Origin of the sequence: Pectobacterium wasabiae CFBP 3304 (assembly GCF_001742185.1) — a bacterium.
GTDB classification, from domain to species: Bacteria; Pseudomonadota; Gammaproteobacteria; order Enterobacterales; family Enterobacteriaceae; genus Pectobacterium; species Pectobacterium wasabiae.
In genome coordinates this window covers 1519353-1542486 of the sequence record NZ_CP015750.1, presented here as the reverse complement: position 1 = coordinate 1542486, position 23134 = coordinate 1519353, and the positions used below count along the sequence as shown (strand labels likewise).

Annotated in this window: 16 protein-coding genes and 1 pseudogene; 9 read left to right on the top strand and 8 right to left on the bottom strand. The window is 50.8% G+C overall.

Features of this window, described 5'->3' with window-relative positions; translation table 11 throughout:
* Positions 1-739 precede the first annotated feature (739 nt).
* The 3 genes from A7983_RS06910 to A7983_RS06900 form a co-directional block, all read right to left on the bottom strand.
* Positions 740-2410 (bottom strand): methyl-accepting chemotaxis protein, encoded by a 1671-nt coding sequence (locus A7983_RS06910; RefSeq protein WP_005976446.1) that lies wholly within the window; start codon positions 2408-2410, stop codon positions 740-742.
* A 268-nt stretch (positions 2411-2678) separates the two neighbouring features.
* Positions 2679-4358: a methyl-accepting chemotaxis protein gene (locus A7983_RS06905; RefSeq protein WP_005976448.1), complete on the bottom strand. Its 1680-nt coding sequence runs from the start codon at positions 4356-4358 to the stop codon at positions 2679-2681.
* Between the two features lie 324 nt (positions 4359-4682).
* Complete coding sequence (locus tag A7983_RS06900) at positions 4683-5333, bottom strand: MFS transporter (RefSeq protein ID WP_005976450.1); 651 nt, start codon at positions 5331-5333, stop codon at positions 4683-4685.
* A gap of 133 nt (positions 5334-5466) precedes the next feature.
* On the opposite strand from A7983_RS06900, the gene ugpB reads away from it, so the two are divergent.
* The 6 genes and pseudogenes from ugpB (at position 5467) to A7983_RS06870 (ending at position 11555) form a co-directional block, all read left to right on the top strand.
* The gene (gene ugpB / locus A7983_RS06895) at positions 5467-6801 is read left to right on the top strand and encodes a sn-glycerol-3-phosphate ABC transporter substrate-binding protein UgpB (RefSeq protein WP_005976452.1); all 1335 of its coding nucleotides are present in this window, start codon (positions 5467-5469) and stop codon (positions 6799-6801) included.
* Between the two features lie 71 nt (positions 6802-6872).
* Entirely contained in the window at positions 6873-7760 is an 888-nt protein-coding gene (gene ugpA, locus A7983_RS06890; RefSeq protein ID WP_005976454.1) for a sn-glycerol-3-phosphate ABC transporter permease UgpA, read from the top strand.
* A gap of 30 nt (positions 7761-7790) precedes the next feature.
* Positions 7791-8636, top strand: coding sequence for a sn-glycerol-3-phosphate ABC transporter permease UgpE (gene ugpE, locus A7983_RS06885; protein WP_005976456.1), 846 nt, complete (start codon positions 7791-7793; stop codon positions 8634-8636).
* A 25-nt stretch (positions 8637-8661) separates the two neighbouring features.
* Complete coding sequence (locus A7983_RS06880; RefSeq protein WP_005976458.1) at positions 8662-9735, top strand: sn-glycerol-3-phosphate import ATP-binding protein UgpC; 1074 nt, start codon at positions 8662-8664, stop codon at positions 9733-9735.
* Positions 9735-10483: pseudogene (gene ugpQ / locus A7983_RS06875) on the top strand (glycerophosphodiester phosphodiesterase). The gene A7983_RS06880 and the pseudogene ugpQ overlap by 1 nt, the downstream one beginning before the upstream one ends.
* A 115-nt stretch (positions 10484-10598) precedes the next feature.
* A complete protein-coding gene (locus A7983_RS06870; protein WP_005976461.1) occupies positions 10599-11555 on the top strand; it encodes an AEC family transporter in 957 nt (318 codons plus the stop codon).
* Positions 11556-11965: 410 nt separating this feature from the next.
* On the opposite strand, the gene A7983_RS06865 is transcribed toward A7983_RS06870, so the two are convergent.
* Positions 11966-12262: a hypothetical protein gene (locus A7983_RS06865; RefSeq protein WP_005976463.1), complete on the bottom strand. Its 297-nt coding sequence runs from the start codon at positions 12260-12262 to the stop codon at positions 11966-11968.
* Between the two features lie 196 nt (positions 12263-12458).
* Here A7983_RS06865 and A7983_RS06860 point away from each other — a divergent pair, with 196 nt between their 5' ends.
* A complete protein-coding gene (locus A7983_RS06860; protein ID WP_005976465.1) occupies positions 12459-12923 on the top strand; it encodes a tRNA (cytidine(34)-2'-O)-methyltransferase in 465 nt (154 codons plus the stop codon).
* A gap of 31 nt (positions 12924-12954) precedes the next feature.
* Here A7983_RS06860 and A7983_RS06855 read toward each other — a convergent pair whose 3' ends face one another.
* From A7983_RS06855 to cpxR, 4 genes are all read right to left on the bottom strand, one after another.
* On the bottom strand, positions 12955-13764 hold the full coding sequence (locus A7983_RS06855; RefSeq protein WP_005976467.1) for a DUF3142 domain-containing protein: 810 nt from the start codon (positions 13762-13764) through the stop codon (positions 12955-12957).
* A complete protein-coding gene (locus tag A7983_RS06850) occupies positions 13734-15908 on the bottom strand; it encodes a hypothetical protein (RefSeq protein ID WP_005976469.1) in 2175 nt (724 codons plus the stop codon). Before A7983_RS06850 ends, A7983_RS06855 begins: the two co-directional genes overlap by 31 nt.
* Before the next feature lie 166 nt (positions 15909-16074).
* Positions 16075-17445: an envelope stress sensor histidine kinase CpxA gene (cpxA, locus tag A7983_RS06845; RefSeq protein ID WP_005976471.1), complete on the bottom strand. Its 1371-nt coding sequence runs from the start codon at positions 17443-17445 to the stop codon at positions 16075-16077.
* Positions 17442-18140 (bottom strand): envelope stress response regulator transcription factor CpxR, encoded by a 699-nt coding sequence (gene cpxR / locus A7983_RS06840; protein ID WP_005976473.1) that lies wholly within the window; start codon positions 18138-18140, stop codon positions 17442-17444. Before cpxR ends, cpxA begins: the two co-directional genes overlap by 4 nt.
* 153 nt (positions 18141-18293) lie before the next feature.
* Between cpxR and cpxP the strand changes: the two genes are divergently transcribed.
* Together cpxP and A7983_RS06830 are read left to right on the top strand one after the other, a co-directional pair.
* Positions 18294-18818, top strand: a complete 525-nt coding sequence (gene cpxP, locus A7983_RS06835) for a cell-envelope stress modulator CpxP (RefSeq protein ID WP_005976475.1) — start codon at positions 18294-18296, stop codon at positions 18816-18818.
* A gap of 506 nt (positions 18819-19324) precedes the next feature.
* Positions 19325-23074, top strand: a complete 3750-nt coding sequence (locus A7983_RS06830; RefSeq protein ID WP_005976477.1) for a DUF4132 domain-containing protein — start codon at positions 19325-19327, stop codon at positions 23072-23074.
* The last annotated feature ends 60 nt before the right edge of the window (positions 23075-23134 follow it).

Here is a 23134-nt window from a genome sequence, read left to right as displayed (position 1 = left end):
TGTCCCTTATTATATGTTGAAAACGACTATTGTTAGAACTGGTGCGTTTGTAATGTGAAATAAACGTTGCGAGAACATATTGATTTTGCAAGAGCTATCGCGTTTATGTGTCCTTTTACTCATTGCCCGTTTCCTTGTGGTAATAAACGTAAGCTGTGCTTACTGGTTCCTGTGACGTTATTCGCTAAGTGATGATGGATGAAATGCGGTGTACTGTGAGTGTGAATCCGTTCGGAAGAACATTTGCATATAAGGAGAAATGATGGTGCAGGAGTATAGAGGGATGAAAGGAAAGCCGCAATATCGATAGGGGTTATGCTCAACGCGAACAGGGGGGGAGGTGTAATGTTAAATTGACAACCATGTTAATAAACGTTGCGATTATGATTTTTTGCTTATTTATTCATCCCTAAAACGATATTTGTTTTTATTTATTCTTTTTTTTTGAAAGATATGATGTTTTTATCATCATATATTTGATGTTATTTATAACCTCAGATCGCCGCTTCTCTTGCTTTCTATTTATTCTATTTCACTTGGTATAAAGCCAATTGCTGATTTTTATTTTTTATTAATTGTTTTTTCCTATTGAAAGCGTTGGCCATTTTCTTCAATGCATAGCGACTCTTTTTTCAATCAATAGTGGAAACGTACTGAATGGCGATGTGAGGTGTTCAGGTGCAAAAGGGATAAAAAACCGCTGATTGCTCAGCGGTTTTGGGTCTCTTTTGCTTAATCGTTAAAACGTTTCCCAGTTTTGGCTACTGCTTCCCGTTTTGCTTTTAGGATTCGCGAGGGAAAGCGTTGCGCTGGTGGGCCTTTTCAGCGGCGATGCAACATGCTGTGACGACCCGCCTTCAACGACGAAGACTTTCATCAGCTCTACCAGATGGGCGGCCTGATCGCTCAGGCTATCGGCAGCGGAAGTAGATTGCTCAACGAGTGCAGCGTTCTGCTGGGTGACCTGATCGAGTTGGTTAACGGCATCATGAATCTGTGAAACGCCGGATTCTTGTTCCTGCGTGGTGACGCCAATTTCGTTGATCAAGTCAGCAACGTGGCGGGCTTGACGCACTAATTCTTCGATCGTCGTTCCCGCATCGCTGACCAGAGCAGAACCCGTCTCGACTTTCTCGACGCTGTGGCCGATCAGCTCTTTAATCTCTTTGGCAGCAGTGGCGGAGCGCTGTGCCAGCGAGCGCACTTCGCCCGCGACTACGGCAAAACCCCGTCCTTGCTCACCCGCGCGCGCGGCTTCTACTGCGGCGTTGAGCGCCAGAATATTGGTCTGGAAAGCGATACCATCAATGACGCTGATGATGTCACCAATTTTTTGCGAGCTGTCAGTAATTTCTTTCATAGTGATAACGATATTGTTGACGGCTTCACCACCTTTAGCCGCGGTATTGCTGGCGGCCTGCGCCAGTTGAGCTGCGTTACGCACCGTATCCGAGTTCTGGCGTACCGTTTGGCTCATCTCTTCCATTGAGGCAGCGGTTTGTTGCAGGTTGGCTGCTTGCTCTTCCGTACGCTGGCTGAGATCGGTGCTGCCTGCAGCGATTTGGCTGGAGCCGGTCGCGATGGATTCACTGCTTTCACGCACCTGTTCAACAATTCCACTCAGGCTTTTGCGCATGTGGTTCATGGAGGACAACAGGCTGGTCGTGTCGCCTGCCACCAGATCAATCGGTATGGCGAGATTACCCTGGGCGATTTCCTGTGTGACCAGCGTGGCATAAGCGGGTTCACCACCCAGTTGCTTCTTGATGTGGCGAGTAATCAGCCAGGCGATGCACACACCAATCAATGACGCGATGCCAGCCAGTATCAGCAGTGAATTGCCATCATAGTAAGACTCTTCAATCGCTTTGGTGGCCGTTTGCGTGGTGTAGTCTTTCTGCAACTGAATCATGGTGTTCAGGTTGTTGAAAAGTTTGGTTTGTATCGGCTCAAGCTGGGTCCTGACTAACTCGATGGACTCGGCCTGTTTATTGTTGAGCGACAGGGCGACGGATTGACGGCCCACGGTGGCAAATTCAGTACGGTTTTGCTGAAGCTCACCCAGCATATTGCGAACCTCTTTGGCCTGTAAATTCTCTTCCAGTTGAGTGACGAGCTTTGCGTTTTTGGCGCTCGTGGTTTCAATCAGTTTTTGATTGTCCTCCAGAACCGTTTTTTCCGTTGTGATAAGCATGCGCAACGTAGCTTTGATCGTGACGTTCAGATTATCTTTCAACTCTTGTAGTACGATGAGGTTGGCAAGATGGTGCCTGGCAAGATTGTCAGTGGTATTACCGAGGCCAATCAGATGCATTCTGCCGAAGATGGCCACGAATAGGCCGATAATAATAACAATGGCAAAACCCGAACCGACCTGAGTACCCAGTTTCATTTTTTTTATACGCTGCATGTTATCCTCATGATCTATTTAAAATATTTATTGTTATTACGTGAGTTTCCTTTGTTCTCCAGAAGCAATGTACTGGCACGGCCCCGATCCTCTAGGTGAATAACTGACCCGTTCAGTCTGAAATATCGGCATTTTTGGGGAAAACATTGATTTTAATTCCTACTGCTGTGGCATGGCGCACGATGACGAGAAAAAAAGGAAAATGCTGTGTGTGGCGGGAGGGGGAAGAATATAAGCAGGGGGATGCGTGGCATCCCCCTGTGGGTAATTAGAACTGTTCCCAATTTTGACTGTGGTTTCCCGTACTGCTTTTATGGTTCGTCAGGGAAAGCTTCGCGCTACTGGGCCTTTTCAACGCGGGCGCACTACGCTGAGACTGTCCACCTTCAACGATGAAGACTCTCATCAGCTCTACCAGATGAGCCGCTTGATCGCTCAGGCTATCGGCCGCGGATGCGGATTGCTCAACGAGCGCGGCGTTCTGTTGCGTCACCTGATCGAGCTGGTTAACGGCATCATGAATCTGTGAGACACCGGACTCTTGTTCCTGCGTGGTGACACCAATTTCGTTGATCAAGTCGGCAACGTGACGGGCTTGACGCACTAACTCTTCGATCGTTGTTCCTGCATCGCTGACCAGAGCAGAACCCGTTTCAACTTTCTCGACGCTGTGGCCAATCAGTTCTTTAATCTCTTTGGCAGCAGTGGCGGAGCGCTGTGCCAGCGATCGCACTTCGCCTGCTACCACGGCAAAACCACGCCCTTGCTCGCCCGCGCGTGCGGCTTCTACCGCGGCGTTGAGCGCCAGAATATTGGTCTGGAAAGCAATGCCATCAATGACGCTGATGATGTCGCCAATTTTTTGTGAGCTGCTGGTGATTTCTTGCATGGTAACAACAATATTGCTGACGGCTTCACCGCCTTTAGCGGCAGTGTTGCTGGCGGCCTGCGCCAGTTGAGCGGCGCTACGCACCGTATCCGAATTCTGGCGTACCGTTTGACTCATCTCTTCCATTGAGGCGGCAGTTTGTTGCAGGTTGGCCGCCTGTTCTTCCGTGCGCTGGCTGAGATCGGTGCTGCCTGCGGCGATCTGGCTGGCACCCGTCGCGATGGATTCACTGCTCTCACGCACTTGTTCAACGATACTGCTCAGGCTTTTACGCATACCATCCATTGCTGCTAGTACGCTGCGATCGTCTCCGGGATGGAGATTGACCGCGACAGCCAGATTTCCCTGCGCAACCGCCTGAGCGATCTGTGCGGCGTAAGTCACTTCGCCACCCAGCAGATTCTTTATCGTGCGGGTGATCAGAATAGAGATAAAAATCCCGATGAATACCGCGAATGCAGCGAACAGCAGCAGCATATTTCCATCGTCCTTGGCTTTATGCATGGCGTTGGTCGCCGTTTTCATCGTTTTCTCTTTCTGCAACGCTGTTAGTCCGTCCAGAGCCGCGAAAACGGACGCCTGTGCGGGTGGCATTTCATTGACCATGACTAATGCTGCCTGCACTTTTTCTTCGGGTACGCCAGAGAGGCTTAATGTAATGGCCTTATTCACCGCTTTCAGATAAACCGGCCGTGCCTGTGTGAGTTGTTCCAGCAGGTCACGAGCCTCCGGTTCGGCAAGCTGTTTATAGACTTTCGCCAACGCTTCATTATTGCGGGTAATTTGCTGATCAAAAAGGCGTTTTTCTTCCTGGATGCGGGCGCTGTCTTGTGAGAGACCGATATTACGGACTACTCGGGCGACAACCTCAAAACCACCTTTGGTGTCCTGAATAAGAAGCAGGTTGGCCAAATTTTTTTCAGAGAGCGATTCAATATCTTTACCCAGATTAGCGAGGTGTACGCGCCCCAGAACGGCGACCATCAGACCGATGATAATGACAGAGGCGAAGCCCATACCTAGCATGGTGCCAAGCTTCATTTTTGCTAAAAAATTCATAGTGTTCCTTTATTATTTTTCATCGATTGATACAGGTTTAGCCTCATGGATTGGGCTGCTATCTACGATAGGTCAGGAATAGGGCGTATTTCTGATGACATGCACTTTTGATGACATAGTGTATGTGTTGCAGACTTGCCTGGCAGGAGAGCGTGTTGTCCCTTGCCATGAACACATTATAAAGACAACGCATGGATAGGCAGATGTGGAATATACGAGTAAAACGGGCGTATTTTTTGGCATAAAGAGGAAAACTGCAGAGTGTCAGCGGTTTTTCGTGGCTGCTGACAAAATTCCATTGCTCGTCGAGTTCACCGATAAGCGTTAGGCCAGCATGAGCGAGCGGAGTGTACTGAGATTGACATTGATAAAAATAAATGCAGCACCACAAAAGAAAGCTAAAGCAATATAGATATTACTTGTAATGGCAATTGCCATCACGCTACCGCCAAGTAAAACGAAACCAAGAACAACATTATATAAACGCCCCAGAGCTTCTCTAATGCGTGTATTTAAATAAAGACTTCCCATGATTAACCCTAAGGCGAATGAAAATTCAAATGCCCTCAAGTACGATGCCGAAAGCTTTAATTCTGTATTAATCCAGTAAGGTATGGTCACTGAAAAGAAGGGGAGCAGAGTGAAGTTAATAACCGCGGAAATTAACGCGATATGCAGCTCTGATTTGACGCGGTAAATTGCCGTTAAGGCTCCTCTCGTTTTTACAAACCATGTCTCTTTTTCACCCGCAGAAACGGGATCTGTACCCGATTTTGCTAATAAAATGATAAAGGCAATACATGATAATCCGAGCATTATTGCAGAGAGATAGAGCGCTACACCTGCTGAAGAGAAAGAAATAATGGAGGCCGCAATGACGGGGCCTATCAGCATGATGACCGAATTAACGGTTGACCGGCTTGATATGGCTTGAGTTACTTCACCTTCTGCGACCAAATCAGGGATAAGCCCCATAAGGGGGGAGCACTTCCCTTGTCATTTTCCCGTCACCTTCCAGTTATTTTTCTGTCATGCGGCCATGTCATGTTTACCTTCGCATAAAAAACGCCGTGATGATGGCGCATTTAATTGATTGCAGGAGACAGGCATGTTCAACAACACAATTCGTAAAACACATGCTATTCGCACCGCAGCGGCGTGTGTGGCATTTGCGCTGATGAGCGCTGGTGCGCAGGCCGCGACAGACATTTCTTTTTGGCACTCCATGGAAGGCGAGTTAGGGAAAGAAGTGAATTCTCTGGCTGACCGTTTTAATAAAGAACACACCGACGTAAAAATTGTACCGGTCTATAAAGGCAACTACGAACAGAACCTGGCAGCCGGGATTGCAGCCTACCGCGCGGGGAATGCGCCCGCTATTTTGCAGGTCTATGAAGTCGGTACTGCCACCATGATGGCAAGTAAAGCCATCAAGCCCGTCTATGACGTGTTCAAAGACGCTGGCATTAATTTCGATGAGTCGGTGTTTGTACCGACTGTCTCCGGTTATTACACCGATGCGAAGAGTGGCCACCTGCTGTCGCAGCCGTTTAACAGCTCGACCCCCGTGCTGTACTACAACAAAGATGCCTTCAAGAAAGCCGGTTTAGATCCAGAACAGCCACCGAAAACCTGGCAGCAAATGGCTGACTACACCGCCAAATTGCGCGCAGCCGGAATGAAGTGCGGCTACGCCAGCGGCTGGCAGGGCTGGATTCAGATTGAAAACTTCAGTGCCTGGAACGGCCTGCCCGTGGCGACCAAAAATAACGGTTTTGATGGCACCGATGCGGTACTGGAATTCAACAAACCCACGCAGGTCAAACACATCCAACTGTTGCAGGACATGAACAAGAAGGGTGATTTCACCTATTTCGGGCGCAAGGATGAGCCGACCGAGAAGTTCTATAACGGCGAATGTGCGATGACGACCGCGTCTTCTGGTTCGCTGGCGAACATCCGCGAGCATGCCAAGTTCAATTATGGCGTCGGCATGATGCCGTATGACGCCGACGCGAAAGGCGCGCCGCAGAATGCCATTATCGGTGGAGCAAGCCTGTGGGTGATGGGCGGCAAAGATGCCGCAACCTACAAAGGCGTCGCTGAGTTTATGCAATTCCTGGCGAAACCGGAAAATGCGGCTGAATGGCACCAGAAAACCGGCTACCTGCCGATCACCACTGCGGCATATGAGCTGACGCAGAAGCAGGGCTTCTATGAGAAAAACCCCGGTGCGGATATCGCTACCCGTCAGATGCTGAACAAGCCACCGTTGTCGTTCACCAAAGGTCTGCGTTTGGGCAATATGCCGCAAATCCGTACCGTTGTGGATGAAGAATTAGAAAGCGTATGGACAGGTAAGAAGACGCCACAACAGGCGTTGGATAGCGCGGTAGAACGCGGTAACGCGCTGCTGCGTCGCTTCGAGCAGTCAACGAAGTAATGCGCTGTTGTTGAGTAATATCGGGCCGAAGGGAATCGGCCTGTTTCTTTTTTTTTGCAATGAGTTGCCGCATGACATCATCCCGCCCCGTTTTTCGCAGTAGTTGGTTGCCCTATGTGCTGGTGTTGCCTCAACTGCTGATTACCGTGATTTTCTTTATCTGGCCTGCTGGTCAGGCGCTGTGGTATTCGGTGCAGAATCTGGACCCGTTTGGGCTATCCAGCGAATTCGTCGGCATGGAAAACTTCAGGCAGTTATTCAATAACCCTTACTACCTCGATTCGTTTTATACCACGTTGATATTCAGTTTTCTGGTCGCCGGGTTTGGCATGCTGATTTCACTCTTTCTGGCCGCGCTGGTGGACTATGTAATCCGTGCCAGCCGCCTGTATCAGACCTTGATTATTCTGCCTTATGCCGTGGCACCTGCCGTCGCCGCCGTGCTGTGGATGTTTCTGTTTAACCCCGGTCTGGGGCTGATCACCCATTTTCTTGGGCTGCTTGGCTATACGTGGAATCACGCGCAGAACAGCGGACAGGCGATGTTTTTGGTGGTACTGGCATCGGTGTGGAAACAGATTAGCTATAACTTCCTGTTCTTCCTTGCTGCGTTGCAGTCGATCCCCCGTTCGCTGGTCGAAGCGGGCGCGATTGATGGCGCTGGGCCGGTACGGCGGTTCTTCAATTTGGTGCTGCCGATGATCTCACCGGTGAGCTTCTTCCTGCTGGTGGTCAATCTGGTGTACGCCTTTTTCGATACCTTCCCGATTATCGATGCCGCGACGGCCGGCGGGCCGGTGCAGTCGACAACTACGCTGATCTACAAGATTTATCGCGAAGGTTTTGCAGGGTTGGATCTGTCCAGCTCGGCGGCGCAGTCGGTGATACTGATGCTGCTGGTTATCGGACTGACCGTTATTCAGTTCCGTTTTGTGGAACGGAAGGTGAACTACCAATGAAGGTACGCTATTTATTAAGGTCTACGGCCAATGATTGAGAATCGCCGCGGGTTAACTGTTTTCAGTCACGTCATGCTGATCGTCGGCATTCTCGCCGTACTGTTTCCGCTGTACGTAGGATTTGTGGCCGCCACGCTGGATAATCAGGAAGTCTTTCAGGCACCGATGACGCTCATCCCCGGTTCACACCTGTGGGAAAACCTGCGTGATATCTGGCTGCACGGTGCAGGCAACAACACCACACCGTTCGGGCTAATGCTGCTCAATAGTTTCGTGATGGCGCTGGCGATCACGGTAGGCAAAATTACCGTATCGATCCTATCCGCTTACGCCATCGTCTATTTTCGTTTTCCACTGCGCAACCTGTTCTTCTGGATGATTTTCCTGACGCTGATGCTGCCGGTGGAAGTGCGTATTTTTCCGACCGTGGAAGTGATCGCGCGGCTGGACATGATGGACAGTTACACTGGCTTAACGTTGCCGCTGATGGCGTCGGCGACCGCAACCTTTCTGTTCCGTCAGTTCTTTATGACGTTGCCGGATGAGCTGATGGAAGCGGCGCGTATCGATGGCGCGAGCCCGATGCGTTTCTTCTTCGACATGGTGTTACCGCTGTCGAAGACCAACCTGGCGGCGCTGTTTGTGATCACGTTCATCTACGGCTGGAACCAGTACCTGTGGCCGCTGCTGATCGTCAGCGATGCCAATCTGGGCACTGCGGTTGCCGGGATTAAAAGCATGATTGCTTCCGGCGATGGCGCGACCCAGTGGAATCAGGTGATGGCCGCAATGCTGCTGACTATGCTGCCTCCGTTGCTGGTGGTGCTACTGATGCAGCGCTGGTTCGTTCGTGGTCTGGTCGACAGCGAAAAATAAATCAAGACGAATTTCGGAAACGCTTATGGCATGTTTAAAACTTCAGGCCGTCACCAAGTCTTACGATGGCAAAACACAGATTATTCAACCTATCGATCTGGACGTCGCGGACGGCGAATTCGTGGTGATGGTCGGGCCATCGGGCTGTGGTAAATCGACGCTGCTGCGTATGGTGGCAGGCCTCGAACGTACCACCAGCGGCGATATCTACATTGATAACCAGCGGGTCACCGATCTGGAGCCGAAAGATCGCGGTATTGCGATGGTATTCCAGAACTATGCGCTTTATCCGCACATGAACGTGTTCGACAATATGGCTTACGGCCTGAAAATTCGCGGCTTCGGTAAGGTGCAAATTCGTGAGCGTGTAGAAGATGCGGCGCGTATTCTGGAACTGATGCCGCTGCTGCAACGCAAACCGCGTGAGCTATCGGGCGGGCAGCGTCAGCGTGTGGCAATGGGACGGGCGATTGTGCGTGAACCCGCGGTGTTCCTGTTCGACGAACCGTTGTCGAATCTCGATGCCAAACTGCGCGTACAGATGCGGCTGGAATTGCAGCAACTACACCAGCGCCTGAAAACCACCAGCCTGTACGTCACGCACGATCAGGTCGAGGCGATGACGCTGGCACAGCGTGTGATTGTGATGAACAAAGGCATCGCCGAGCAAATCGGCGCACCGTCTGATATTTACCGCCGTCCGGCGTCGCTGTTTGTGGCTAGCTTTATTGGTTCACCGGCTATGAACCTGTGGTCGGGGCGCATTAGCGATGACGGCTGCCGCTTTGAAATCGGTGAAGACCTCGTGCTGGCGCTGCCTGAACCGAAGCCGCAGTGGCGCGGTAAGGCATTGACGCTGGGGGTTCGACCAGAGCATATTCAACTGGCGACGCGCGAAACCGGTGGTATCCCGTTACAGGTTTCAACGCTCGAACTGCTGGGGGCGGACAACTTAGCGCACGGCAAGTGGGGCGGGCAGAATGTGATCGTGCGGCTTTCTTATGAACACTGTCCCGCCATCGGTTCGACGCTCTGGCTGCATTTGCCGTCGTCATCATGGCACCTGTTTGATTCGCAAAGCGGATTACGGATGGAATAATGGAAACACGTTGGCCTTACCCAGCGATTGTCGCCCATCGCGGTGGCGGTTCACTGGCACCGGAAAATACGCTGGCGGCGATTGATGTCGGCGCTAGCCTCGGTCACAAGATGATCGAATTTGATGCCAAGCTGTCGCAGGACGGCCAGATTTTCCTCTTACACGACGACACGCTTGAGCGCACCAGCAACGGCTGGGGATCGCCGGTGAACTGCCGTGGGATAAACTGATCGGTTTGGATGTCGGCGGCTGGTACGGCCATAGATTTGTCGGCGAGCGTCTACCGTTGCTATCGGAAGTGGCAAAACGCTGTATGCAGTACGGCATGGCGGCCAATATCGAGATTAAACCCACCACCGGATATGAAACCGAAACGGGGCGCGTGATTGCGCTGGCGGCACGCCAGTTATGGGCCGATCATCCGGTCGCACCGCTGCTGTCATCGTTCTCTATCGACGCTCTGGAAGCGGCGCAGCAGGCCGTACCAGAACTACCGCGTGGGTTGCTGCTGGATGAGTGGGAAGAGGACTGGCTGGCATTAACGCAGCGTCTGGAGTGCGTGTCCATCCACCTGAATCACAAACTGCTGACGGCAGAACGTGTCGTGGATCTGAAAACGGCGGGTTTGCGTATTCTGGTTTATACCGTTAACCAAACCGATCGTGCGCAAATTTTGCTGGATTGGGGCGTTGACTGCATCTGTACTGACCGGATAGATTTAATCGGGGCACACTTCGCGACCGGCTGAGGTCTGCCTTTATACCCGTCATACTTCAAGCTGCGGCGATGTTGATATTGCTGCAAGAAAATATAATGCGGGGACCTTCTTTCTGACTCGGTGCCGGTAATAAGGAAGTGGCTTCATGCCCGCATTTATTGTTTCGCTTTGGCACCAGATTTTTCTGTCGTTACCCCTTTTTGTTCTGATCGCGCTCGGCTATAGCCTGATTCGCTACGGCAAATGGCCGACCACCGTCACCGATGGCATGACGCGCTTTGTTTTCTCCGTGGCAATGCCCGCGATGCTGTTTCGTCTGATGTCGGATTTCTCCAAACGTCCGGTGGTCGATGCCCGACTACTGATCGCCTTTTTCGGCGGCTGCCTGTTGGTGTTTGTCCTCGGCCGCATCGTGGCGCGCAAAATCTTTCATCTCGATGGCGTATCCGGCTCGCTTTTTGCGCTGAGCGGCATCTTCTCCAACAACGTAATGCTGGGGCTGCCGATTGCCACGCTGATGCTGGGTGAAGAGGCGATTCCGTCTGTGGCGCTGGTCGTGGTGTTTAACGGACTTATTCTGTGGACGCTGGTGACGGTGTCGGTGGAATGGGCGCGTAACGGTGCGCTATCGCTACAGGGATTCACCAAAACCGCGCTGGGCGTGCTGAAGAACCCGCTGATTATCGGCATCCTGTCCGGGACGGTATTCAGCCTGACGGGCTTGCCGCTGCCGTCGTATGTTGACCAGCCGCTTGCCATGCTGGGGCAGATTGCCGCGCCGCTGTCTTTGGTGGCGCTGGGGATGGGTCTGGCAGAATACCGCGTGCGTGACGGTTGGCAGATTAGTACGGCGATTTGTACCATCAAGCTGTTGGTCCAGCCGCTGGTGATCTGGGGGATTGCGGTCGCGCTGGGCCTGCCGGAGATGGAGACGCGCGCGGTCGTGCTGTTGGGGTCGATGGCGGTGGGTGTCAACGTCTATCTGATGTCACGTCAGTTCGATGTACTGGGCGGCCCGGTGGCGTCAAGCCTGCTGTTATCAACGGCGATGGCGGCGTTAACCACGCCGTTGATTTTAACGCTGATGGGGGTACGGCTATAGTCAGCCACGCTTGGCTGAGGAAGCCTGTAGTTAGGCACTCTGTTAGTGTTATGTAATGTTTCGTGCGCGTTTGCTCTCGTGGTTTTCTGCAACCATTGTCGCATGCGCCCGACACGGTGCGGCTCAATCGCCGCCGCCCCGTGACCCCCGGCTTTTCGCGGGGAATTATGCCCCCTCTGGGGTCACCCTGCGGGCCAACGCAAGCGTTGTTCCATTTTGCGTTGCAAAATGGTGTCGCCGCTTTGCGGTACCTTCGGTGTTCATGCCCGCTACCTGAACCGCCTGTGACGCGCTCCCGGCGCGTCACAGGCTTTCGCGGCGTCCATGCCGCTCATCCGGCGGTCACGCCCACCTCAGCGTAATTCTTTACGCGCGTAAGATAATAAAAATCAAAAGAGCAGACCCGTTGATCAGGGGTTCTGTTTAATCGGTGGCGGCGGCGTAGTTCTCTGTGACCGCTGTAAATCCTGTTGGATCTGCTGCTGGCGTTGTTGCTGTAACTGCTGGTTACGCTGCTGGAGCTGCTGATTCAGCCGTTGCTGCTGCAATTGTTGGCTCTGCTGCATACTTTGCTGTAGCTGTTTCTGGCTGCTGATGCCATTTTCAAACTGCTGCTGAGGCGTGGGTGCTTGCGTTGTGTTAGCGCCCGCCAGAAGCGGCAGACAGAGCAGGGCTGCACAGGCCAATACTGCCTTAGGGTGTTTCATTAAACCTCCACACAGGCAGTATGCCCGCATCGTGTTTTCATCAGTATATGATTCTGATGTACTTCCTTAAGTGTAATCGCTATGGATGAAAACGTCGTGCGGAGTAATCTGCATTCCTGTGCGCACAGGTTTTGGGTTGCCTCGTTGGAATGCGTTATACTGCGGCGGAATTTTCCTTCGTGGCTGATGTTATCTCATGTTCCATATCGCGCTCTATGAGCCTCAAATTGCACCAAACACCGGCAATATCATCCGATTAGCGGCTAACAACGGCTGTACGCTTCATTTGATTGAACCGCTGGGGTTTGATTTTGAAGAGAAGAAACTGCGCCGTGCAGGGCTGGATTACCACGATCTGGCAAAGGTCAGCCGTCATAAAAACTATCAGGATTTTTTGGCTGAGGTTCCCGGCCAGCGCATTTTCGCCTGTACCACCAAAGGCAGCCGCCCCTATGACCAGCCGACGTACCAGCCTGGCGATGTGCTGCTGTTTGGATCGGAAACGTCGGGGTTGCCCGATGCGATTCGCAACGGCTTCGAGTCGGATTTCCGTATCCGCATTCCCATGCAGTCCGATAGCCGCAGCCTGAATCTGTCCAATGCCGTGGCAATCATCAGCTATGAAGCCTGGCGGCAGAATGGTTTCGGTGGGTGCCTGTAGTTATCTGTAGCTACAATGTAGCTGCATATAGTCACTCAGTTTTACTGCTGCGCGGTGGTGATTTCTTCGCTAGCGGGTTCACCAGAAAGACCACTTCCCCGCGATAATACGGTGAAGTGGCAAGGCGCTGCTGCCACTGTTTTTCCCACTTGCCGTTTTGTACTAATCCTAGCCGGAATGGAAGGGTCAGCTTCATCAGCGCGGGCAGGTACTCGGCGTAGTTGGTAATGGTGTTGCGTCCCTGATAGGTTTGCACCACCACTTCATCCAACTTGCCTTGTAAGCGATTCAGCGCGGAGACATCCCCCGTTTTCGACCAGTCGAGCAGCCCCGTGATGCTGAGCTGACAATCTTCGGGTAAACGCTCGCGTAATTGCGTTAAAAACGCGACATAACCCGCAAGTTGATAGCTTTTTGCGTCAAAATCTATCTGAATTCCGACAACCTGATTACCGTGGCGTTGCCACTTTTCCCGTAACGCTAGCATCCGGTTCAGGTGGCGATCGGACAGCTCCAGCGTGGTCATACGGAAAGCCAGCCAGACGCGGTTAACGCGCAGTTGGCTGGGCGGAATTCCCTGACGCAGGAAAACGACGTTGCCCTGACGGCGGGCGACCTCTCCCTGGTGCAGGTACAGTGTCTGTGCCTGATGCAGAATCGGTTGTGGCCGCACTGCGGCCCATAGCCAAAAATCCTGATAGCGGGTCGCGTCGACGGTGGCGTTCGCCGCGTTGACGGTTGAAGGTGCAGCGTTAACGGGAGCGGCCTGCGTACAAAATGAGAGTAGGCAGGCCAGCACGATTGACGGCGTTACCAGTAATAATCGAGCTTCTCTGCCCACACGCTGCCTTTGTATTTGGTTTTCAGTTGAGTAAACCAGGCTTTGCGGGTTGCTTTGCTGATTTCTTGTGGGCCACAGTCGTTATAGCCACTCGGCGCATAGCAGTAGACCGCGCGATACAGGGCATAGGTTTTGTCTTCCGGTGGCGCTTTTGGATCCGCGATTACCTTCATATAACCATCCAGACGGTTATATTCGGCACCGACGAACTGCGTTGGCGCGTTGGTGAGTCCGCTCAACATACTGCCCTCACCCCAATCGAAGCCCACGCTGTTATTGGTACGCAGGAAGAATTCGCCGAGGCAGTTAGTCGCACGGGCGTCATTGGGGCGCTGGTTCAGCGTTGTGACTATGCTATCCAGTGCCGGGCATTGATAGTCTTCCTCGGTGTCGCTGCCATCCCAATCAAAGGCCGTTAAATCCTCCTGATTCCAGCTTTGATTTTCACTGCTGACCAGCGGTGCGATGTCTTTTCGCAACTGAACATCTTTGAGATAGCTGGCGTAATCACCGTGGGTTAGTGATTTGGTTAACAACGTATGCAGCGCGATAGCCCGCTCCTCATGGCTCTGCTGCGGGCCTGTTTGCTGACGGAGCAAATCGGCGTTGGCGCTAATCTTCAGCACAGCGGAGCGGAAGCGCAGGTTTTTCACCGGGCTATCGGCAGCAAAGACGCGCTCCGGGTGGCCCGCTTTAACCAGCGTTTCTGCCAGCGCTAATTGCAGGAACTGATTTTGGGTATACCCCATTTTTTGCGTTAACAGTTGACGCCAGTGTGCTTCCGCCTCATCCCAGCGTTCCAGACGCACCAGCGCTCGGCCGCGTAAGACTTGCAGGCTGAAACGCACGGTATCGGTGAGATCGTTCGCCTGTGTCATTGGAACGCTGTTAACCACGGCCGCGTAATCTTTTTGGGTATAAAACAACTGGGCGGCCTGAAGGTAGCTGAACGCCTCCTGCATATTACCTTGCTCAAACAGCGGCTTCTGCGCGGCCAGCTCGTCGGCGGATAAGGCGGGTAATGCCTGCCAGCCTTCATCTGAACGCAAGCGCTTGAGATCTTGCACCATCGTCAACGGCGCGCTGCCCGGTGCGCTGGTGAACTGCCGATTTTCCAGCAGCTTGTTGTCGATCTCGTCGCTCAGCTCAAGGAGTGCTTCAATATCGGTGGTGCCGTCCAGCTCGTGTTGGTACGTTTTCGCTAACGCATCCATATCGTTCATGATCCAGTAAGCGCGGCGATATAGCCCGTTAGCGGAATCGACGTATTGTCCCTCTGGATACTGTTTCAGATAATCATCAATACGCTTAACGGTCAGTTGCGCCGTGTCTTTATCGGCTTTACTGGCATCAAACATGTTGTATTCATCAAGCGCGTGTTCCATCGCTTTATTGATCGCTACGCGAATCAACATATAGCGCGAGGTTTCTGCGACCCACGTCTGTGGTGACGACGTTAACGCCTGAAAGTCGCTTTCCGCCTCATCAAAGTGGCCCTGATAGAAAGCCAGAACTGCGAACAGATATTGCATGAGAGCGCCGGCGTGTCCTTCGTCCGGCAGGCTTACAAGACCCTCGTTCAGCGCCTCTTTGGTATACAGCGGGTTGAGGAGGTTCACCCGCTGATGTGCCAGCAGTGTGCGCTGTTCATTGGTGAGCTGTGTGTCAGCCAGCAGGACGTCGAAAAACGCTTCCAGTGTGGAAAGCGCATTGGAAATATGGCGTCCTTCGTTATCGTCAGGCGAAAACGTGGAGATCGTGCCCTGAACGGACAAAGGAAGATTCAGTTGCTTCGCTTTGTTGAGCGTCGAGAGGTAAGGCGCATCTGCCGTGACATCTTCCCCTGAACCTGACGGCGGTACGACTTCCGCGGCCGCAATCCCCATGACTCGGTAGGCTGTGAAAGGGTCGATACGTGAACGTGTTTGATCGGGCAAAGGATGAGGTAACGGAAGCGACATGTTGTGGAGGCGGCTTTGCAGCAGCATCAGGTTAGCGCGTGTGTCATTGCCCGGTTGCAGATAAGGCAGGGCAGGCATGCCACACTCTGAGTCGGAAAATCCGCACGCTCCATCGCTGGAACTGAATGCCTGACTGCTTATTAACGCGGTCAGTATGCCAGCCAGCAGTGTTACTCCTTTCATGTGGTTAGTATCCTTCATTCAACACGGGTCTCGCCTGTTTTCGGCATGAATGGGATCACTCTACGCAATCGCGTAAAAAACTCAATGCTGGGGAGATAAACAGAATGTGACAGGTGCCCGTGCGGGCACCTGAGAGGATGTAGCGGTAGGAAAGAGGTTGTCCGATTTACCGCTGATGCAACGGCAGCCAGATAATTAAGCGTAACCCGCCCAGTGGGCTGTCTTCCGCTTTTACCCACCCTTTGTGTTGCGTAATCGCGGTTTCCACGATGGCGAGTCCTAAGCCGCTTCCGCCAGATTCGCGGTCACGCGCTTCATCTGTTCGGTAGAAGGGACGGAAAATCTGTTCACGATCTTCCGGGCTAACGCCGGGGCCATCGTCATCCACTTTAATGGTGATGCCCTGATTATCTACCGAGAAGGCGACTTCGATGTGGTTGTGAGAATAACGCAGCGCGTTACGCACAATATTCTCCAGCGCACTGTCGAGCGAGGCGGGGTTGCCGAAGAGCGTCCACGGCCCCGGAGGGTAAGGGACTTCCAGCGTTTTACCCATCTGCTCGGCTTCAAAAGCAGCATCGTCCAGCACATTACCCCACAGCTCATCGGCATGCAGGAACTCGCGAGTCAGTTCGTTTTTGTGCTGGTTGCGCGACAGCACCAGCAGGTCGTTAATCATGCTGTCGAGCCGCTGGGTTTCCGTCTCGATGCGGTTCAGTTCATTGCCTTCTCCCTGACGCCGACGCAGTAGCGCCGTTGCCAGTTGCAGGCGCGTCAGCGGCGTGCGCAGCTCGTGGGAGATATCTGACAGCAGACGTTGCTGTGCGGTCACCATCCGTTCCAGCGCACTGACCATTTGGTTAAAGCTGACGCCCGTAGCCTGAAATTCCTGCGGGCCAGATTCCAATTCAGGATGCTGGCGTAAATTACCTTTGGCGACTTCATCGGCGGCGTGTTTGAGCTTACGCGCGGGTTTCGCCAGGCTCCAGGCGAGCCAGAGCAATAGCGGCGAACTGATCAACATGGTGAAGATCAGCAGCAGCAAAGGGCGGTCAAACAGCAGGCTAATGAAATCTGACTGCGGGCTATTGGCAGGACGAATCAGGTAAAGCTGATAGTTGTCATCACCATCCCGGACCGAAAAGGGACCGAGAAGCTCAATGCGGCCGTAATTTTTCTTTTGCGGATGATCGGCGTTATCCGACAACCCGATAAAATTACGCACGATTGGGGTTTCATGTTTCTCTGCGCCAAAGATCCGTCCTTCGCTGGTGACCAGAAACAGGCGCTGCCCTGGTGGAGCCCACTTCTCCAACACCCAGAATAGCCGTAGCCACCAGCGCAGATCGTTGGCAGGCGTGTTGGCGAGGTCTGCTTCAATGTGCTGTTCCAGCATGATGCCCTGCCGCTGCTCGTTTTCCAGCAAGGCGGTAAGCTGGCGCGAGTCCAGCTTGGGCACCATCAGAACCAGCATGAGTACCAGCGCCAGCGTTAACCAAAAAATGGCAAAGATACGGGCGGTCAAACTATTGATCATGCAGCCGATACCATCAAGTAGCCTCGTCCACGCAGCGTTTTAAACCAGGGTAAACTGTCCTTACGTTCTGGCAATTTACGCCGCAGGTTCGAGATATGCATATCGATCGCACGGTCAAACGGCGTCAGTCGTTTCCCCAGTACTTCCTGACTTAAATGCTCGCGCGAAACTACCTGTCCCAGCCGTTGTGCCAGCAGATAGAGCAGCGTGAATTCGGTGCCCGTCAGATCCAGCACAACATCGTCAAAGCTGGCCTCCTGCCGTCCGGGGTTCAGACGCAGGCCATCCACTTCCAGCGTCGGTGCGCTGTTATCACCCGCCTGCTGTTGATCGGTCCAGTTGGAACGGCGGAGAATCGCGCGAATGCGTGCCACCAGTTCCCTGTCGTTAAAGGGCTTCGGCAGATAATCGTCGGCACCCAGCTCCAGGCCAAGAACGCGATCTAATTCACTGCCGCGGGCGGTCAACATGATGACCGGCGTTTGATGCTGTTGCCGTAGTTCTTTTAATGTATCGATACCGTTTTTCTTCGGCATCATCACATCCAGTAATAACAGGTCAATGGTGTTATCGACTATCTGTAACGCCTGCTCGCCGTCGTAGGCGACAACGACGTTAAAACCTTCCATTTCGAGCAACTCTTTCAATAAAGCGGTCAGCTCTTTATCGTCATCAACCAACAGAATTTTATTCATGTTTTCTCTACCTCCAAGGGCAAAATACGACATAGATTAGCGCTATTCCATGACTTTACGTAGTTTTACATCCTCTGACGGATGTTTGCAGCAAGATGCGTAGACTCATGCTCATTGATTCACAAAATGACGTACCGCTCTGGAGAGTTATTGATGCAACAGTTCGCAACCTTATCTCTTGCTTCACTGCTTATGTTAGGCACTTTTACCGCCTTTGCAGCAGAGAATGGGGATGCCCCGGCGAGCGGCTGGCATATTGATGATTCCGCCGCTAAAGGCGCATCCGGCCAGCAAGGTATGTTCGATGGCGTGAGGCTGACGGAGCAACAGCGTCAGCAAATGCGTGATTTGATGCACCAGAGCCGTCAGGACAAACCGGCGTTTAATACCGACGATGTTAAAGCCATGCATCAGTTGGTGACGGCGGAAACGTTTGATGAAGCGGCAGTGCGAGCGCAGATAACCCGAATGATGAGTGTGCAGATTGAGCGTCAGATTCAGATGACCCGAGTGCGCAACCAAATGTATAACCTGCTGACGCCAGCGCAGAAAGACATTTTAGAGCTGAAGCATAAGCAACGTATGAAAGAGATGCAGCAGCAGATATCTATGTTTAACCAGATGGCCGCGCCACCACCAGGTACGACAAACCATACTGAGACAGATAATCCCGAGTAGTAGTGCAGTAAGTAGTCTGTAAGCGTAGTGCAGTCCGAGTAGTAATGTGTAGTAGGTACACACCCTGTTTTTCCTTGCCATAGACACCATCCCTGTCTTTTTGCCCTCCATGATGGAGGGCTTTTTTTTGGCTTTTTTAACGTCAATGGCGCACCTTGGCTTCAAAATTTGACTTCAAACAGGCGATATCTATATTGACGTCAATAAATGGCATCATGGAATCGGTATCCTCATCTGTGACTGGGTACTGATAAAGGATCACTGGCTGTTTTTATCAGAACAATGGTTGCGGGGTTTTTGTATTTTTTCATTAATATTACGATATTTTAAATCCATTCTATTTTTATCCGAAATTTTGGATAAGAATGAGATTAAATGGTTTTATTCGCTATAAAACCAACTGTGTGTAAAATAAAAAACTTGCGAAAAATCATGTATTTTCAAATTGAGAATGAATGAGATTCATGCTAAAAGTATTATTTGTCTATAAATAATTAGGTACCGTCATGATAAGGAAGTTATTCGATCTTTTGCCATTTTTTGGTAATAATGAAGTCACGCCAACGGAAAAATTGTTGCAAGAGTCTCTATTGCCGCTTGGAGAGCTTGATAAAACGTTGCCAAAGAAATTATTCCATTATGTCATGGCAGGCACTGAACCTGAGATCGTTTACACCCTAAATCAGTTGGATGCCGATAAAATAACGGTACTTTTGGATAAGCCGGGAACGGTTGATTGGTGGTATGTTAGAAATAATAGTTTTAATTCTAGCGAATATAATAAAATAATCAGGCAAGCAATAAATTCACGCTATAAGCTCTATTCTGAAGTAGGCAAAACGCTAACCAATGAGCAAGTCATACGCTTCGCTAAAGTATTAGCTGCAGCATGTCAGGATAAAAATATAAAAATCACCACGGGTGAAGTGCCAAGTTGGATGCTTTATTTGCTGTGTGATGCGTTGTCTACGACGTTAAAAAGTACCTCCAATGAGAAGCTAAAGTTAACGCACCGAACGGGTTGGCGTATTCAACTTCTTGCAGACCTGATTGCCAGTGAGCAGGGTCATGATAAGGGCGAATCTATTTTATTTGCGATCTTTGATAGGGCAGAAATATCTGAACATTATAGTCTGCAGTTGAATATTTTCTTTGAACTCCCTGATTTTTATGCCTACATTGAAGAGCATGCGCAATTTTTCCGCACCACACTGGTGGAAAAACTTTCTGCACCTGGTCTGATTCAACTTCTGAAATATTTATCCGATCGTGAAGCGTTGCGTGTTTCATTCTCAGACGTCATTGTTAAATTAGCCATAGATCAGCGAAAAACGGTACGCAATGAGGCAGAACCGCTGCTGAATATTCTCCCTGCTAGCGATGTTAAAACGCATCTGAGTGATATCCTGTTTAACGGAACGCCAAAGCAGCGATCTCAGGCCGCCGATCTCTTTGCCCGTCAGGGTGAAAATAAAGATATTTTAGAGCATGCGTTGCAGTTGGAAAAAAGTAAGGTAGTGATAAAAAGTATCGAAAGTGCCATTACGCGTTTTGGCGTTGTTGATACAGCAAAAAATATTGAACTTCCTGATTTACCTGAGCTAACGTTGCTCGCCGATACGCCATTGCCTGAAAGTGCAAAAGATATTCTTATCGAAAACCTGGTCGAGATGGTGGAAAAAGCAAAAATAAATGCAGAAAAAGAAATAGAAGGGAATAAATCGAGCAAGCATAAATATAAATGGGCGCAGAATCATTATAATGAAATAAAAAAAATTAGTGCTGAACGCTGCCGTTATTTAGTCGATAGACTTAATTTAGGGAATAATGGGGTGCCTCTATCTAGTGAAGAGGTTAATGTTATTAAATATAAGAAACGCATTAGCAATCTTCCTGAATTTACCCTTTATCATGCGATGAGAGTTGTTTTCGGAAAAGAGCATGGTAACGTTAATTTAAGCACCACCCGAATAGAAAGTGAAGCGCCAGTTCATGTTCTTGCTGGATTGGAATTACGGCAGATTGAAAGTGTGTTGCAGAAACTGGCATGCCGTGATCCTGCTCGGGAAGTCGCCAAGCTATGTTTAGAATCCTATAACGATGGGTTGAAACTCTTCCCTAAACCGGAACAGCTTTGGCCTTTTTTCTCTCAATATCCAGAGTATATTGCCGAAGCGTTGGGACTGTTGCCGAATAAGAGCGAAAACCAATATAGACAATTTGAATTAGGCCATGCTTTTGAGTTGCTTGGTAAGTTCCCTACCATCCCTGCACAATTTATTCCCCGAATTATGGAATTGGCATTGGGTGAAAATAAAACGTTCCGTGTGAGTGCGCAGCAATTGCTTGAAAAATTGCCGAATGTACATGTGAATGCACAGGAAAGTTTGCATTCCGCGAAGCAAGAAATCCGTATTACCACGATCGAGTGGCTGGCGCGTATAAAAAATAAAGACAGCATCGCTCCGCTTTATGCATTGTTAAAGAAAGAGAAAAGAGAAACGGTGCGTGCCGCCTTGTTGGCGGCATTGGAGCAGTTTGGTGAAGACATTTCGCCCTACTTATCAGAAAAAATACTGCGCGAAGAAGCCTTGAAGGGGTTGAAGGCAAACCCTCCTGCGAGCATGAGCTGGTTTGACTATAGCGTGATACCGCCATTGAAATGGGAAAACGGCAAGGCCGTCGATGCTGACATCATTAAATGGTGGATAATCCTGGCGGTAAAATTAAAAGCGCCTGCAGGTAACACATTATTACAGCGTTATGTCGGTTTATTAGCCAAAGAGAGCCAGCATAAGCTGGGGAATTTTATTTTACACACGTTTATCGCGCAGGATGTAAAAAACCCATCGCTGGAAGAAGCGATGTTGGAGGCACATAAAGATGCACCGGAACGTTTAAAAAACTATCAATATTGTTTTGAACATTATGGTGAATATTACCAAAAGTATGCGAATTACACGCTAGAGCAGGCGACCGAAGAAATAAAGCATGAAGTCTTACGGCGCTATTTAGGCTCCGCAATCAGTGAGAAAGGCATGCTGGCGTTGACTAGCCATATTGAAGGCCATGTTGCCGTCTCTGCATTACGAAATTATATGCGCGACCATTATCCGCGCCGTTCACAGATTGAGGCGATGATCAGCGCGGTGGCGGTTAGCGACGATCCGATCATTATCCAACTGTTACTCTCACTGTCACGTCGCTACCGTACTACCGCGATTCAGGAAAAGGCGCGTGAATTAGTCAAAGAGATTGCCGATCGCAATGGCTGGAGTGCCGATGAGCTGGCTGACCGCACGATCCCCACTGCCGGGATGGATGAAACGGGAACGTTAGTGCTGGAGTACGGCGAGAGGACTTTTACCGCTCGTATGGACAGTAAGCAACGGTTGGTGCTCCTGAACCCAGAAGGGAAAGAAATTAAAGCACTGCCTGCGGCTCGTAAAACGGATAATGAAGAGCAGATAAAAGACGCGAAAAAGCTGTTCTCGTCGAGCAAAAAAGAGTTGAAGCAGATAATTGATCTCCAAACTGCACGTTTGTATGAATCGATGTGTGCTCAGCGCCAATGGCTGAGTGAAGACTGGCAGACTTACATCATGCTCCATCCTGTCATGCGCCCGTTGATTGAGCGTTTAGTGTGGCAAGAAGTGAAGGATGAGCAGGTGCTTAATACTTTCAGGCCAACGGATGACGGTTGCTTAATTAATCTTGAAGATGATGAGGTTGAATTATCAAGCGGCACGGTGATTCAGCTTGCTCATGCGGCGGTGGTGGATAACGACACGCGTGAAGCCTGGCTTGCGCATTTTGACGACTATAAAGTGACATTCTTATTCTCGCAGATGGTAAACACCGTGCCAGAATTCGATCTCAAACAGGTTGACGTTGAGGATAGAAAAGGGTGGCTGACCGATACGTTCACGCTGCGCGGCGTCTTAACCAAGATAGGATATCAGCGTGCGCCAGCGGAAGATGGCGGGTCGTTTAGCCACTATTACAAACATTTCAGTAGTCTGGATTTGTACGTGAATATTGGATTTAGCGGCAGCTACGTGCCAGAAGAAAATATTCCAGCGGTATTGTTTGATTTGAGCTTTGAGAAAAACCAGCAAAATTACTGGGATCGCAATAATCTGGCATTGCAGGACGTTCCGCCCATCCTATTGGCAGAAAGCTACGCCGATTATCTGAAAGTCGCACAAGCCTGCTCGGGATTCGATGCCGATTGGGAAAACAAAACGCCTTGGTAATCCGCTTATGGAGCCGGTACACATTGTGCCGGCTTCGTTCATTATTTTGTGGCGAACAGA

Excerpts from the sequence above, each read along its gene's own strand:
- A7983_RS06860 (WP_005976465.1), top strand. The coding sequence starts at position 12,459 with ATGTTCCATATCGCGCTCTATGAGCCTCAAATTGCACCAAACACCGGC.
- A7983_RS06880 (WP_005976458.1), top strand. The coding sequence starts at position 8,662 with ATGGCATGTTTAAAACTTCAGGCCGTCACCAAGTCTTACGATGGCAAA.
- A7983_RS06865 (WP_005976463.1), bottom strand. The coding sequence starts at position 12,262 with ATGAAACACCCTAAGGCAGTATTGGCCTGTGCAGCCCTGCTCTGTCTG.
- A7983_RS06850 (WP_005976469.1), bottom strand. The coding sequence starts at position 15,908 with ATGAAAGGAGTAACACTGCTGGCTGGCATACTGACCGCGTTAATAAGC.
- A7983_RS06900 (WP_005976450.1), bottom strand. The coding sequence starts at position 5,333 with ATGGGGCTTATCCCTGATTTGGTCGCAGAAGGTGAAGTAACTCAAGCC.
- A7983_RS06830 (WP_005976477.1), top strand. The coding sequence starts at position 19,325 with ATGATAAGGAAGTTATTCGATCTTTTGCCATTTTTTGGTAATAATGAA.
- cpxP (WP_005976475.1), top strand. The coding sequence starts at position 18,294 with ATGCAACAGTTCGCAACCTTATCTCTTGCTTCACTGCTTATGTTAGGC.
- ugpE (WP_005976456.1), top strand. The coding sequence starts at position 7,791 with ATGATTGAGAATCGCCGCGGGTTAACTGTTTTCAGTCACGTCATGCTG.
- A7983_RS06905 (WP_005976448.1), bottom strand. The coding sequence starts at position 4,358 with ATGAATTTTTTAGCAAAAATGAAGCTTGGCACCATGCTAGGTATGGGC.
- ugpB (WP_005976452.1), top strand. The coding sequence starts at position 5,467 with ATGTTCAACAACACAATTCGTAAAACACATGCTATTCGCACCGCAGCG.
- A7983_RS06910 (WP_005976446.1), bottom strand. The coding sequence starts at position 2,410 with ATGCAGCGTATAAAAAAAATGAAACTGGGTACTCAGGTCGGTTCGGGT.
- cpxA (WP_005976471.1), bottom strand. The coding sequence starts at position 17,445 with ATGATCAATAGTTTGACCGCCCGTATCTTTGCCATTTTTTGGTTAACG.
- cpxR (WP_005976473.1), bottom strand. The coding sequence starts at position 18,140 with ATGAATAAAATTCTGTTGGTTGATGACGATAAAGAGCTGACCGCTTTA.
- ugpA (WP_005976454.1), top strand. The coding sequence starts at position 6,873 with ATGACATCATCCCGCCCCGTTTTTCGCAGTAGTTGGTTGCCCTATGTG.
- A7983_RS06870 (WP_005976461.1), top strand. The coding sequence starts at position 10,599 with ATGCCCGCATTTATTGTTTCGCTTTGGCACCAGATTTTTCTGTCGTTA.